General features: G+C 63.9%; 9 protein-coding genes and 1 tRNA gene. 5 read left to right on the plus strand and 5 right to left on the minus strand.

Annotated features, from left to right (window positions below; all coding sequences use genetic code 11):
• Window positions 1-83: 83 nt before the first annotated feature.
• Window positions 84-656 (minus strand): dCTP deaminase, encoded by a 573-nt coding sequence (gene dcd / locus B8W69_RS01860; RefSeq protein WP_085288273.1) that lies wholly within the window; start codon window positions 654-656, stop codon window positions 84-86.
• Window positions 657-686: 30 nt separating this feature from the next.
• The gene (locus B8W69_RS01865) at window positions 687-1322 is read right to left on the minus strand and encodes a VldE C-terminal domain-containing protein (RefSeq protein WP_085288275.1); all 636 of its coding nucleotides are present in this window, start codon (window positions 1320-1322) and stop codon (window positions 687-689) included.
• Between the two features lie 169 nt (window positions 1323-1491).
• Between B8W69_RS01865 and B8W69_RS01870 the strand changes: the two genes are divergently transcribed.
• Both B8W69_RS01870 and B8W69_RS01875 read left to right on the plus strand, forming a co-directional pair.
• A tRNA-Gly gene (locus B8W69_RS01870) sits at window positions 1492-1565 on the plus strand.
• 342 nt (window positions 1566-1907) lie between these two features.
• Entirely contained in the window at window positions 1908-2672 is a 765-nt protein-coding gene (locus B8W69_RS01875; protein ID WP_085288277.1) for an alpha/beta hydrolase family protein, read from the plus strand.
• Window positions 2673-3007: 335 nt separating this feature from the next.
• Here B8W69_RS01875 and B8W69_RS01880 read toward each other — a convergent pair whose 3' ends face one another.
• Together B8W69_RS01880 and B8W69_RS01885 are read right to left on the minus strand one after the other, a co-directional pair.
• Entirely contained in the window at window positions 3008-4540 is a 1533-nt protein-coding gene (locus tag B8W69_RS01880; protein WP_085288279.1) for a lipoxygenase family protein, read from the minus strand.
• Window positions 4534-6837 carry a peroxidase family protein gene (locus tag B8W69_RS01885; protein ID WP_085288280.1) on the minus strand — a complete coding sequence of 768 codons (2304 nt, stop codon included), beginning with the start codon at window positions 6835-6837 and terminating at the stop codon, window positions 4534-4536. The genes B8W69_RS01880 and B8W69_RS01885 overlap by 7 nt, the downstream gene beginning before the upstream one ends.
• Before the next feature lie 429 nt (window positions 6838-7266).
• On the opposite strand from B8W69_RS01885, the gene B8W69_RS01890 reads away from it, so the two are divergent.
• Window positions 7267-10467 (plus strand): adenylate/guanylate cyclase domain-containing protein, encoded by a 3201-nt coding sequence (locus B8W69_RS01890; RefSeq protein ID WP_085288281.1) that lies wholly within the window; start codon window positions 7267-7269, stop codon window positions 10465-10467.
• An 18-nt stretch (window positions 10468-10485) separates the two neighbouring features.
• The gene (locus B8W69_RS01895) at window positions 10486-11916 is read left to right on the plus strand and encodes an FAD-dependent oxidoreductase (RefSeq protein ID WP_085288282.1); all 1431 of its coding nucleotides are present in this window, start codon (window positions 10486-10488) and stop codon (window positions 11914-11916) included.
• 391 nt (window positions 11917-12307) lie between these two features.
• On the opposite strand, the gene B8W69_RS01900 is transcribed toward B8W69_RS01895, so the two are convergent.
• A complete protein-coding gene (locus B8W69_RS01900; RefSeq protein ID WP_220084535.1) occupies window positions 12308-12718 on the minus strand; it encodes a cupin domain-containing protein in 411 nt (136 codons plus the stop codon).
• Window positions 12719-12912: 194 nt separating this feature from the next.
• Between B8W69_RS01900 and B8W69_RS01905 the strand changes: the two genes are divergently transcribed.
• Window positions 12913-13716, plus strand: coding sequence for a mycofactocin-coupled SDR family oxidoreductase (locus B8W69_RS01905; RefSeq protein WP_085288283.1), 804 nt, complete (start codon window positions 12913-12915; stop codon window positions 13714-13716).
• The last annotated feature ends 100 nt before the right edge of the window (window positions 13717-13816 follow it).

A 13816-nucleotide genomic window follows, 5' to 3' on the forward strand; every position in this document is an offset into this window, starting at 1 on the left:
CACGATGAACCATGGCCAGGTGGAGGAAAAACCATGGCTAACTAAGTATCGCGCACAAGGAGAGCGAGAGAGCCCCTCAGAACCTATGTAGTCCTTATGAAGTTCTGATAGGAGCGCGACGGCGTCGGTCCTCGCTGGCCCTGATACTTCGAACCTACTTGCTTACTGCCGTAAGGGTGTTCGGCGGGACTGGTCAGCCGCAGAATGCACAGCTGACCGATCTTCATGCCCGGCCACAGGGTGATCGGCAGGTTGGCGACGTTGGACAGCTCCAGCGTGATGTGGCCGCTGAAGCCGGGATCGATGAACCCGGCGGTCGAGTGCGTCAGCAGGCCGAGGCGGCCCAGCGACGACTTGCCCTCCAGGCGCCCGGCCAGGTCGTCGGGCAGGGTGATGAGTTCCAGCGTCGAGCCGAGCACGAACTCGCCGGGATGCAGCACGAACGGCTCTCCGGGGGCCGGTTCGACCAGGCTGGTCAGCTCGTCCTGTTGCTTGGCCGGGTCGATGTGGGTGTAGCGGGTGTTGTTGAACACCCGGAACATGCAGTCAAGCCGCACGTCGATGCTCGACGGCTGCACCAGGCTGCCTTCGAATGGCTCGATGCCGAGCCGCCCGGCGGTGATTTCGGCCCTGAGGTCGCGATCGGAGAGCAGCACGCGACGAGCCTAGCTGGCTGCTCTACATGTTCAGCGGATGTAGACCTCGCTGCCGTTGGGATATCCGCCCCCGGTGGTCGTGACGTGCACGTGGTCGTAGTGGCCCAGCCGGCTCGTCTGGGCTCCGTTGGGTGTGTAGTAGACGCCCCGCCAGATCGCGTCCTGGATGCCGAACCGGTTGGCGTTCTGCAGGACGTAGGCGACGATCGCATTGCCCAGCGCGATGCCCTCGACGGACTCCGGGTTGGGAATCATCACGTCGACCGCCAGCCCGAGAGGGTGCCACGGCAACGGATCGGGGCGCACTCCCCCCATCTCGTGGATCTGCGGGAATTCCGCGGTGATGCTGCGCGCGGTCAGGATCGTCCGGATCTGCATGCCCCGTTCGGGGGCAACGTCGGCGGTCAGGAAACGGGCCCGGGTGTGATACCGCGACGCCGCGGTGGGCTCGCCGTCAACGGATCCCTTGATGAGCCGATTCGACGCCGCCGTCACGATTTGCACGCAGCATGGAGTGGTGTCGCTGATAACGGGTTTGGCTTCGATGTGGGGCGCAAATGGAGCGACATCCGCAGACACCGCGAAGAAGGCTGCGGCGGGCACGAGCGCTGCAGCCAGCGTCGCCGACGGTTTGCGTCGCTTCCTGGCTAATTCGTGTCGACCCATCCAGAGCACATTACGGTGCGATAACGAAATAATAAATATGAGTATGTGAATTTGCTTGAGGAATAATTCTTCTTCGGCGCGACGGCATACCGCGGGCCATGCGCCCCGGTCGATGAGCCATCCTGACCTCTACGGCCGCCGCCGGGTGCTAGCCTTCCTTGGCGACAGTGCCGATGTAGTTCAATGGCAGAACATCAGCTTCCCAAGCTGAATACGCGGGTTCGATTCCCGTCATCGGCTCCAAATTTGACCAGCCCAAGTACGGCCGAACATCAGCTGCGAGCGCGGCCCTGTACCCCGCCCGTACCCGGAACCAAAGCGTATCGCCGCGGCCTTCGAGGCGTCGTCCTGCGAATGCGCGTATAGACGCGTGGGCCCTCCCGCTCGCGTCTTTGTGACCGGTCGAGGCCGCGATGACGGCAACGAGCACCGGACCCGCGCTCGCCGCGCCCTCCAACGAACCGATCGCTCTTAACGAAGCGCGGCACCTTATGAGCATCAAACGCCGCAGGTTCGATCCCGTCATCGGCTGGCTGGGAGCTCTGGACCTTACGCGCTCTATCCGGGGAAGGTTAGATCTTCACCATGGGCGAACGTGTCACGTTCCAAAGCTCCACCGGCGCGAATCTGGCAGGGATCATCGACATGCCGGAGACCGCGGCGCGGGGCTGGGGCGTGTTTGCACACGGCTTCACGCTCGGCAAGGACTCGCCGGCCGCGGCCCGGATCTGCAAGCAGCTGGCCTCCGAAGGTATCGGCATGCTGCGTTTTGATGCGCTGGGCCTGGGTGGATCAGAGGGAGACTGGGGTGACGGATCGTTCACCGGCAAGGTCGACGACATCGTGGAGGCATGCGAGTTCATGGTCGACCGCGGGACCCCGCCCGACGTCCTGGTGGGCCACTCGTGGGGCGGCGCGGCCGCGCTCGCTGCGGCGATGGAGTCGCCAGGCGTCCGGGCGGTTGTCACGGTGGCGGCACCGATCGACCCCAGCCATGTCGAGCAGCATTACGACGCAGTCGTCGACCGCGCTATATCCGAAGGCAGTGCCGAGTGGATGGCCGGCGGGCGCACGCTGACGCTGAAGCGGGCATTCGTCGAGGACGTCCGCACCGCCCACCTGCACGACAAGATCAAAGGCTTGCGCCTGCCACTGCTCATCCTGCACTCGCCCACCGACAACACGGTCGGCATCGAGAACGCGAGCGAGATCTTCCGCTTGGCCCGCCACCCGCGCAGCTTCGTCTCACTCGAGGGATCGGATCACCTGATGACCGCACGCGGCCAGGCTCATCGGGCAGGCCGAATCATCAGTGCCTGGGCCGATGCCTACCTCGATGATGCCCGCTAGATTGGAAAATCGGGCTCACCCCCTTGGTTGCGGAGATTATCCCCTTAACTGTGAAAGCACCCAGCCGGCAACGCCATTCGAAGCTCATTCCGCGCTGCCTCTAGCGTCCGACCGCCTCCGCGAATAGCTTGCCGGCAATCGCGTAAGCATCGCATGCGTCTGAATACGCGGGTTCGATTCCCGTCAATGGCTCCACGATGAGCAGTACCGCCGTCATACCTGCGTGCCCAACCGCGTTCGTGAACGGTTTCCGAGGCGGCGCCCGTCGATGTATTGGGCCATGAGGACACCACCGCTGCCCGACAAGTGTCCGAGAGCTGCCGCCAAGGGCGAGGCTAGGCGTTGATGTTGACCTTCAAGTCGCGTGGATAGATTCGCCATACCGCACCCGGGTGGCTGTCCATATCCGCCTGCAGCGCGAGAAGCTCGCTCTGGAATCGCAACATTGCCGCCCTCGCGCGGTTGTCAAGCGCGATGCGATTGAAGTCGTCCATCAGTGCGCGTCGGGGCACGTTGAGGTTGTAGTTTGCGTTGACCAGCCGCTGGTAAACGTCTAGTGGCTCAGGCCGGAAATCCTGATATATCCGCGCCGGCTGCCGGTGCGTCCAAAGCTGATAGTTCCACATACAACTGCCGAGGATCTCGTGCTGCACGGTCACCAGGTACAGTTGGCCCGCCAGCATCCGCGCCAATTTGTCCCAGGTGACATCTGTGCGGCTTACGCCAACTCCTTTGGGAAGAAGCGCGTTTAATTCGTCGAGCCACGTCATCGCCTCGATGTCGCTGCGCACCGCCTTGTCGCCGTTGGCATTTCGCGGGTAATAGATGTCCAGATAGTTGCGCACGAAGCAGTGCATGACTTCGAATAGCTTCTCTAGGTTGTCCTGTGTCGGCGTCTCGAAGCCGGCGAGGTGCACGCCGCGCGACTTACCGTCCTCCTCAGGGTCATTGACGCTGTGCCGATAGTCCAGGTAGCTGTCGTCAAACAACTGGCACATGCCGTCGAAGGTAAAACTGAAGATGGTCTCGAAGTCGCCGCCCCGTACCATCTGCCCGCGGGTGACCATGTCGTTGCTCTGCTGGGTGCCGAAGATGTACGGCCACAGCAGCCTGCACAGCGGGTGGTTACGCGACAGGCTGTTGCGCGTCGCAATGGCCAGCTGAGCGCCGCCCGCCAGGTGCACCCAATTGAAGTGGCGCACGAGCGAGAGGTGCGTCGAGGCGGCGCACAACACGATCTTGCAGGCCTGGTCCCACTGCGGATCGGTTGGTTTGACTCTTTTGCCCAGCGCGCATTCGATGCGATAGGCCTGCAGCGAACCTCGTCTGGTGTCTTCGGAAAAATACACGCGCGAACCGATTTTCACTAGCCCCGGGTGGTGCTCGTATTTGTCGAGCATGCGGAGGTCCCACTTCCAAAGGGTGTTTCGGATGCGCTTGGTGTAGCAGGCGAAGGGACCGCGCACCGCCAGCGAGCCGAGGTCGGGACTGCCCAGATACTCGGCCGGCAGTTCGGGCGCAGGAAAGCGGGACCGACGCAGCCCGGTAAAAGCTCGGTTCAATGCCACCTGCGGGTCGGCGTCTATTCGGGGCAGGCCCGGCTGCATAGGCGAGACGACTCCGTAGAGCCAGACCTGAAAGTCATAGAACCTGTTGTGCAGTAACGAGCGTTCGTCCTTCGGGATGTCGGCGCGCGGGCAAACCATCACGTTGCGCAATGGCACTCCGGGGATCGCCTCAATCATCGGCTTCGGTTCGATGCGGCCCCACTTGGCCCTTGGCGGCCGGATGTTCAGCGGCTTAGCGGCGACGAATTTCCCCCAGGCTATGAAGTCCCAAAATCCGCGCCGCCCGAACCATGTCAGCATTCGCGCTCCCGAAGTTGCTTAGGCTGGCGGTACGCGTCGCCGCGCCAGGGGTCGTGCTTCAATTCCGCGTCAAAGGCGCGCAGTGGATGGCGGTCGGGATCCAACTCGGGTCCTTCGTCCCAGGGCTCAAAAGCGTTCTTGATGTTGGCCAGGCCGGTTTCGGCGAGCTCAGGGTAGTGGCGCAGGATCACGGTTTTCAGGTCGGTCCGGTCGATCCAGCGCAGGCCTTCCGGCGTGTAGACGTCCTCGTTGTAGCAGTCGGTATAGAAACGGTCGGCCTGCAGCCGGCGGCTGGCATTGAGAATGAAGACCTGGAACAGGGTCTCGCCGAAACCGAAGTGGGTGGGACGCCGGCCTTCGGCCAGCGTGCCGATCAGCAGGTCGAGGTCCTCGACGTTGTCGCGATAAACGGACTTCAGCTTCCTGCGAAGATTGGGGCAGTCGGTAAGCTCGTCAAAGCTCCGGATGCGATTCAGCCCCAGCTGATGGCGGAACTCATTGTAGCGCGGCACGCCGCGTTCGCGGGCGCGCACGATATCCACGGTCCCCACGTCGAGGAACGGATTGCCCGGAACGCTGAGCTCCTGCAGGAAGCGTGGAAAGTTGTTGAGCACCAAGGCGCCTGGCTGCTGGTTGCCGAACGAATGGAACAGGTCCGACATCGCATACTTCTTTGTCAGCTCGACTGAGCCGTGCTGGCGCGTGGCGGGTAAGGGCACGTTCTCCTTGATGTCCTTCTGGCCGCGGAGCCGAACTTCCAGCGTCTCGGGCAACAACGAATGCAGACGGTAGACCTCGACGAATTCCTCGGACAGCCCAAAAGGGCAGTCGTGCTTGTTGATTGGGTTACCCACGATTCCGCCGATGTCTTCGTTACGCACCTTCACTTCAGGCAGCGTGGTGCGCTTCTTCCCCTTGCGCGTTAGCAAGGTGATCAAGCCGTACCAGTTCACGTTCAGCCCTGTGTCGAGCGCCCGGTTGGGCAGAATTGCCGGCGTCCATTCGATGGAATGGATCTTGGCCATCACCGCGGCGTTGATCAGACGCGCGACATTGAAGAGGCGGTTGTCTTCCCACTCGGGGTATGCCTCGTACAACATGTCGCAGATTGCGTTGTGTTCGCGCACGAAAAGGGTGTGCAGCATTGAAAGGCCAACCCACCAACTGCGCATGAAGCCGGCGTCTTCCACGCCCGTGCTGCTGTCAACCGGCAGCAGGCCGTCGTCTTCTAGATGCATCTTCCCGAATCGGTTGCTGCGCAGTCGGTTCTGGGTGATCTGGTCGCTGCCATAGATCTGCGAACCGTCCCACCAGTGGGTGACCTCGTTGATCGAACTCGTGCCGACCGGCTCATCCGGACCACTGCGCGTCGGGTCAGGCTGGGTCCTGCCTATCACCATTTCGCTCCACCCGTAGCGATCGCGTGCGGGGTCGCCCTGGCGCAGCGGCACCTTGATGAAGTCGTTGGGCTGGGGCTCGCCGTGGTTGACCCAGTCATGGATCATGAACTGGATCCACGATGCGGCGAGCAGATTAAGGAATCGAACGGTGGTCATTTCTGGTTGGCCATCGTCACCATCCGGGCGCTTGAGCAGCTCGAGGCTGATCTTGCGCGGGTCCGGCGTGAGCAACGTCGTCGTCTCGGGGCGAACGGCTGAAGGCTTGACGTTGCGCATGAAGCGCGTGCCGGCGGCGCCTTCCTTGGGATCGGCGAGGTTGTTCCAGCTTCCGTCCGCAGTGCGGAAATGGCTGACGCCCAGGGGTGCTCTCTGCTCCGAAGGCTGGAAGCCGACCAGCGTCTTGGCCGGGTAGGTGCTTACCAAGTTGTCTGCGTTCAGCTGCTCGCGCATGTACGCCAGCGTCAGGACTTCCAGCACCAGCGGGCGGCCGTACCAGTTGGTCCAGACCTTGCCACGGTAGTCGAATCGCCGGCCCACCAGGTTAATGAGCCAATTCATTAATACCGTGAATACTGCGCCGAGCACGTCGCCCAGGAGCAGGCGCAGTCGCTTGAAGCGGCCGTACCCCAGCCGGTGCCGCGGCGGCCGGGGCAGGTCGCCGTCGCGCACCAAGGGAGGTTTCAGCAGCTCGTCGCGGTCGAAGTACTCCGGTTTAGGCACCGGGACGTTGACCTCGGCGGTTGCGTTGGCCTGCGCGAGGTCGAGCATTTGGCGCCAGTCCTTGCGCTTGCTGTCAGCTTGGGTCGCCGTTTGGTAGTGCTGGGCGGCCCCGGCGTAATCCTCACGCTTGAAGCAAGCTAGGCCCGCCGATGCGTCCTGTTCGCCGTTGGGCTGCACGGCTAGATCGCCTGCAGCAACGCTGGGGCGGGTGCGCGCTCGCGCCGTTTCAGGGCTTCCCAAGCATTCTTGCAAGACATACGGAGCTCCCCGCGTGGCAGAAACTCGACATCGAAAACCTACCTGCACGCAAGGGAAGTAGGAGGCGAATTTCGCAATTCAACAGCGGGAAATCTGATCATCTGAATTCGCATGTCGTCCTTCACATTGGTGAAATGTGAAAATCTCCACTTTCGGGCGGACGCCTACCCGGCCGGCAGGACAGAACCGGCGCAACGACGCCATCAACCTGGCCAGAGCCTCATTCAATCGAGTTGCGGATGACTTTCTCGGCGGCGCCTATCGGTCGATAGCCGCCCTTTTGCCGCCGCGGAGTTTAAGGTTGGTGCATCCGGGTGTGCCCACCATTGATCGGCGGCGGAGGGTCGGATGGAGCCAGCAGGCGCGGTGTGCCGAGCGTGTGGCACTGAACTACGCCACGGCGCCCGATTCTGCGACGCGTGCGGGGCGCCAGTGCCAGCAGCAGCAGAGCAGCCGGAGTTCAAGCAAGTGACCGTATTGTTCGCCGATGTGGTGAGTTCCCTGGCGATCGCCTCGAAGCTAGGGGCGGAGCGGTTGCGGGAGATGATGGCCGACGTTTTCGGCTGCGCGGCAACGATCACTCGGCGCTATGGCGGCACGGTCGACAAGTTCACCGGCGATGGCATCATGGCACTGTTCGGGGCGCCAGTCGCATTGGAGGATCACGCTTTTCGGGCCTGTTTGGCGGCCTTGGACATCCAGGAGCATATCGCGCAGCTGGCCGACGAAGTGCAGCGTCGCGACGGGGTCGCGCTGCGGCTGCGGGTTGGGCTGAACTCGGGGCGGGTGGTCGCCGGGGAAATCAGTTCTGACGCAAGGGCATATACCGCGGTCGGCGAGCAGGTCGGGTTAGCGCAACGGATGGAATCGGCCGCCCCGCCGGGCGGGGTGCTGCTCAGCGAGTCCACCGCGCGGCTGGTCGAACACGCCACCGTGCTGGGGGCGTCCGAGTGGGTAGATGTCAAAGGTGCCGAGAAGCCGCTGCCCGCGCGTCGGCTGCTGGCCGCCGCAGTTGAGCGGGTGGGGGTCGGCCGACGCGAGCCGACCCTCGTCGGGCGCACCTGGGAGATGAACACCGTCTCCGGCATTCTGGATCAGACGATCAACGGTGCGGGGTGTGTGGTCGGGGTGGTCGGGCCAGCCGGTATCGGCAAGAGCCGCATCATGCGCGAGGCCGTGGCGCTGGCTACCGGTCGTGGGGTCGAGGTGTTCACCGTCGCCTGCGAATCCCATACCCGCGATGTGCCGTTTCGTCTGGTGACACGACTGATGCGCACCGTGTTCGGGGTCAGCGGCCTCGACGAGCCAGCGGGCCGGGCGCGGGTGCGCGCCCGCATCCCAGATGCAAACCCCGAGGACCTGCTGATGCTCGACGACTTGCTCGGAATCGGCGACCCCCACGCCGCGCCGCCCGCCATCACCGCCGATGCCCGTCGGCGCCGGTTGGCAGCCCTGTTGAACGCCGTCGCCGTCAACCGGATCGCGCCGACGCAGTATGTGATCGAAGACGTGCACTGGATCGACGAGGTCAGCGAAGCAATGCTCTCCGAGTTCGTCACCGTCGTGCCGCAAAGCCACTCGCTGGTACTGATGACCTACCGCCCGGAATACCGGGGCGCGTTGTCGCGGACACCGGGCGCGCAGACGATCTCGCTGGCGCCGTTGAACTCGGCGCAGACCGCGGCATTGACCACTGAGCTGCTGGGTACTGAGCCGTCGGTGCGTGCTCTGGCCGCGCGGATCGCCGAGCGGGCCGCTGGGAACCCGTTCTTCGCCGAGGAGATGGTGCGTGATTTGGCTCAACGCGGCGTGCTCGACGGCGATCGCGGCGCCTACCGCTGCCGCGATGACGCCGCCGACATCAGTGTGCCGGTCACTCTGCAGGCCACGATCGCCGCACGCGTCGATCGCCTCGGTAGGTCGGCCAAACACTTCCTGTATGCCGCCGCTGTCATCGGCGCCCGGTTCAGGGCTGATCTGGTGGCCGCCTTACTGGACGACATAGAAGTAGAGGAGCCGATCGCCGAGCTGCTCCAGGTCGAGTTGATCGATCAGGTGATGTTCACTCCGCGGGCCCAGTACGCGTTTCGGCACCCATTGATCCGAACGGTGGCCTACGAGTCGCAGTTGAAGGCCGGGCGCACTGAGTTGCACCGGCGCTTGGCCGGCGCGATCGAACAGCAGGATCCTGCGGCGGCCGACGAGAACGCCGCCTTGATCGCCGAAAATCTTGAGGCCGCGGGGGATTTGCGTGCGGCCTTCGACTGGCATATGCGCGCCGGCGCCTGGTCGGCCTTCCGCGACATCCGGGCAGCCCGCACCAACTGGCAGCGTGCTCGTCAGGTCGCCGACCGGCTACCGACGGACGTCCCAGATCGGGCGTCGTTGCAGATCGCGCCCCGCAACCTGCTGTGCGGGACTCTCTGGCGAACCGGTGGCAGCGTCGCCGACGCCGGTTTCGACGAACTGCGAGATCTGTGCACAGCGGCTGACGACAAAGTGTCGCTGGCGATCGGCATGACCGGGTTCATCATGGCGTTGACATTTCATAACCGCTTCCGCGAGGCGGCCCAAGTCGCCTCGGAGCAGAGTGCGCTGCTGGAATCGATCGGAGACCCGACGCTGACCGTGGCTCTGCTGTTCGCAGCGATCTACGCCAAATGCGAGGCGGGCGAGATGATCGAGGCGCTGCGATTGTCGGATCGACTCATTGAGTTGGCCGACGGCGACCCTACCAAGGGCAACTTGATTTTCGGTTCACCGCTTAGCACCGCGATTGCTATGCGGGGCCATGTCAAGATGTGCCTGGGAATCCCAGGATGGCTAGGCGACGCCGCCACTTCAATCGCGATGGCTGCCCCTCTGGACCCGACGAGTTACGTTTTCGCCCTTCTCTGGAAGTATGTTGCCTCCATTCCACTCGGGGCCCTTCCGCCCGATGAGACCGCCATGCGCGAGACCGCCGAGGCGCTACGCATCGCCGAAAGCTCCAGCGACGATTTCGTTCTTGGAATGGGCCGACTCAGCCGAGGTCTCGTTCTGGTCAGTCGCGACGGCCCGCAACGCGAGGCGGGGCTTGACCTGTTCACCCAAGCCCGCGATATGGCCGTGGCGGAGCGGTTTTCGCTGAGCGCGCTGACGATCGTCACCCCTGAGTTTGCGATGGAGAAGGCCCGCACCGGGGATCTCGATGGTGCCATCGACATGGTGCGGGCAGTCGTGGATGGCGCGTACGAAAGCGGCGACATGATATGGCGGGGACGGGCCACCCACGTTTTGGTGGAACTGCTGGTGCGACGCGGAGCCGTTGGCGACCATCACGAAGCGCAGGCGGCGATCGACCGACTGGCCGCCGTACCAACCGATCCCGGCTTCGTGCTCCACGAACTCCCCCTGCTGCGTTCGCGGGCGCTGCTCGCGCTTGCGTATGGCGACGAAAGCAGCTGCCGGAGCTTCATGGAATGCCATCGCGCCAAAGCAGCCGCCATCGGTTTCGAACCGCTGAATTCTGAAATTCACTTATCTACAACGACTCTCACAAACCCTTGATCGACTCAGGAGTTCGCCATGCCAGAATTGGATGAGCGCGCGGTCGTTCTCGGGGCGAGCATGGCCGGCCTGCTTGCCGCGCGGGTCCTGGCTGATTTCTTTGTGACCGTCACTGTGGTCGAGCGGGATGTATTGCCGGACGGCCCCGCGATCCGACGAGGGGTCCCGCAGGGTCGGCATGTCCATGTTCTGTTGACCCGCGGTGCGCAGATCTTGGATGAGCTCTTCCCCGGATTTCTGAATGAGCTGGTAGCAGACGGTGCTCCCGTTTGGAACGACGGGGAACTGTCCAAGCTTCACTTGTCTTTCGGCGGCCACGAGATGCTCCGATCGGGAAAGATTGCACGTGAGGCCAGGGCACTGGCGGTGTACATGCCGAGTAGACCGCTTCTGGAATGCCTTGTCCGGCAACGCCTACAGGCGATCAAGAATGTGACGATTCTGGACGGCCACGACGCGGCCGAGTTGAAGTCGACGGCGGATCGAAATCGCGTCACCGGAGTGCGGGTGGTCGACCGAAGCAGCGGTGCTGAACGGGAGTTGATGGCCGATGTGGTCATGAACGCGACCGGCCGGGGTGCCCACACGTCGGCTTTTCTGAAGAGCCTCGGGTACGGCCGACCGGTCGAGGACCACATCGTCATGCACACGACCTACGTAAGCCAACTGCTGCGGATCCCCCGGGGCACACTAAAGGAGATGCTGGTCGACATTAGCCCCGCACCGGGCCGGCCAACCGGGATGTTTTTGACTGGCTATGAGAACGACACGTGGATGTTCACGGTCTTCGGCATGGTGGGGCACGAGCCGCCGCGCGACCTGGCCGGCATGCTGTCATTCGCCCAGGACTACTGTCCCGCCCACCTGATTGCGGCGGTGCGGGCCGCCGAGCCAATCGGCGAGGTGGCCCATCACCGCACGCCGTCCAGCCGGTGGCGACGCTACGACAAAATGCCCCGACTCCCTGACGGCCTGCTGGTCTGCGGCGACGCGATCTGCAGCTTCAACCCCATCTACGGGCAAGGAATGACGGTGGCCGCGCTGGAGGCTGCCGCACTGCGGGACTGTCTGCGTCGGGGCGGCACGGACCTGCCCCGGCGATACTTCCGCTCCTCTGCGAAACCTATCGGCGTGGCGTGGCAGATGGTAGCGGGCTCTGACCTGACCGTCCCGGGTGTGACGGGGCGACGGTCGAGGTCGATGCGCGTTATCACCCGGCTGGTGGACTGGGCGCTCGCCGCCTGTGAGTCCGACCCCGTGGTCGCTGTACGATTCTTCAGGGTCAACGGCCTCATCGATTCCCCGATTCGCCTCCTCCACCCCGCTTTTGTTTACCGGGTCGCTGTCGTAAACCTGCGCCGCCGACGAGGCGGCGGGCAACCTCGGCAAGTCGAAGTTGCCGCCCGAGGCAATAGTCGTGAGGCGCGACCTGACAACTTGTCGAGGTAATCGGCAATCCGAACTGAAGGTTTACGGCCCAGCAGGCCCGTTACCACACCGCGCGTCATCGTCGACCGTGCCCATCGGTCGCCACGAAGCCGCAACCGCAACCGATCTTTGGCGAGGTCCTGGTTATGCGATCTGGGTCATCTTGGTGCTGTCGTTGGCGGCGAACCACCGGACATCGCCGCCATAACCGTTTGCCACTGGGGCCGGCGTCAGCGTGCGATGTGTCAGGCCGTCACCAGGGAGTTCATGCGTCGTCACACCTGACGCCATGATGGCTGGCTTGGGTCGACCAGCTGCTGGTCGACGGGGCCGAGGCCGAAGACGGCGATGACGGCCGGGTCGGGCTGGCCGGCTGGTACGCCGTCGTAGTGTGGGGTACGCGCGGTGCGCTTCACATAGCCGCCCGGCCCCACCGGAACCGCATCTCCTGTTGAAAACCATTGCCGCTGTTGACAAACCAGGTTCCGAACACCACCACCTGAATGCGGTCGGTCGCGTAGGTGTGTGGCGCGCTGAACCAACCCGGATTCCATTTCATCAGCACCAGGTATGGCCCACGACTGTTGAAATCCCCGTACAGCATGGCCATTTCGCCGCTGTGGGGGGGCAAGTTGGCCCACGGCTCGAAAGCGATGTCCTGGTAAGGCTGGACGAAAGTTTCGGTTGGGTCCGGGCCGACTTCTGGTGCCGGTGCCAATTTGATGTCGTCGAGGTTGCCGGCCGTGTCACCAGCGGCGATCGTCGCCAGTAACAGCGGTCCTGCGGCCAAAAGCGATCGCCGATCCAATCCCATACTGCCCATCAGATGCCTCCCAGTACTCGCATTGATTCAAGAGTGACGCGCCACCGTCAGAGATTCTCGCGCGGAATTTCCCCGCCTGCCGCCCTAGCAGTCTCAGTGGCTGACCGCGGCGCCGAGACCTCGCCCACAGCAATCGATTTCACTGCATCACCCAGCCGCGGGTAAACGCGTTATCCGCTGGTAGCTTTACCCCCATGGGTGCCTTGGATGGACGTGTGGCCTTGATTACCGGCGGAGCTCGAGGGCAGGGCCGCTCGCATGCGCTGGCCTTAGCGGCCGAAGGAGCCGACATCGTCGTCGCCGACGCCCCGCGGGCGATGACCGACCTAACGTACCCCCTGGGCAACGAGGACGACCTCCGCGAAACGGCGAAACTGGTCGACGAGCTGGGCCGACGCTGCGTGCCTCTCACTCTGGACGTGCGCGACGCGGGCGCGGTCAACGCCGCGGTCACGCAGACGGTCGCCGACATGGGCAGCCTCGACATCGTGGTGGCCAACGCCGGAATCGTCAGCACCGGGCTACTCGAAGACGTCAGCGACGTGGTGTGGCAGCAGCTGATCGACACGAACCTGACCGGCGCGTTTCACGTCCTGCGGGCCGCCATCCCGGTGATGCGGCAACAGCGGTTCGGCAGGATCGTGGTCACCTCGTCGATGGGCGGCCGCATGGGCATCCCCGAGCTGGCCGCGTACAACGCCACCAAATGGGGTGTCATCGGCCTGGCCAAGTCCGCCGCCCTAGAGGTCGCCAGGGAGGGCATCACGATCAACGTCGTCTGCCCGACCACCACCCAAACCCCGATGGTGCAACCCACCGGAAGCGATGACGTCCCCGACGACCTGGTGCGGCGGATGACGAAAGCCAACCCGATACCGCGACCGTGGCTGCAGCCCGAGGACGTCAGCCGCGGCGTGCTGTATCTGGTCACCGACCCCGGGGTCATCACCGGAAGCGTGCTCGAGATCGGCCTCGGCAGCAGCGCGCGCATCCACTGAGCTTGGCTGAGAACGGCGGCCACGCGGCCGCGGCGGGCGTCCCGTCGCGCCGTCCAATGATCGTCGCCTGAACCGTACTGACGGCGGGTGGATGTTCGCT

It is taken from the genome of Mycolicibacterium vulneris (assembly GCF_002104765.1).
Lineage (GTDB): Bacteria > Actinomycetota > Actinomycetes > Mycobacteriales > Mycobacteriaceae > Mycobacterium > Mycobacterium vulneris.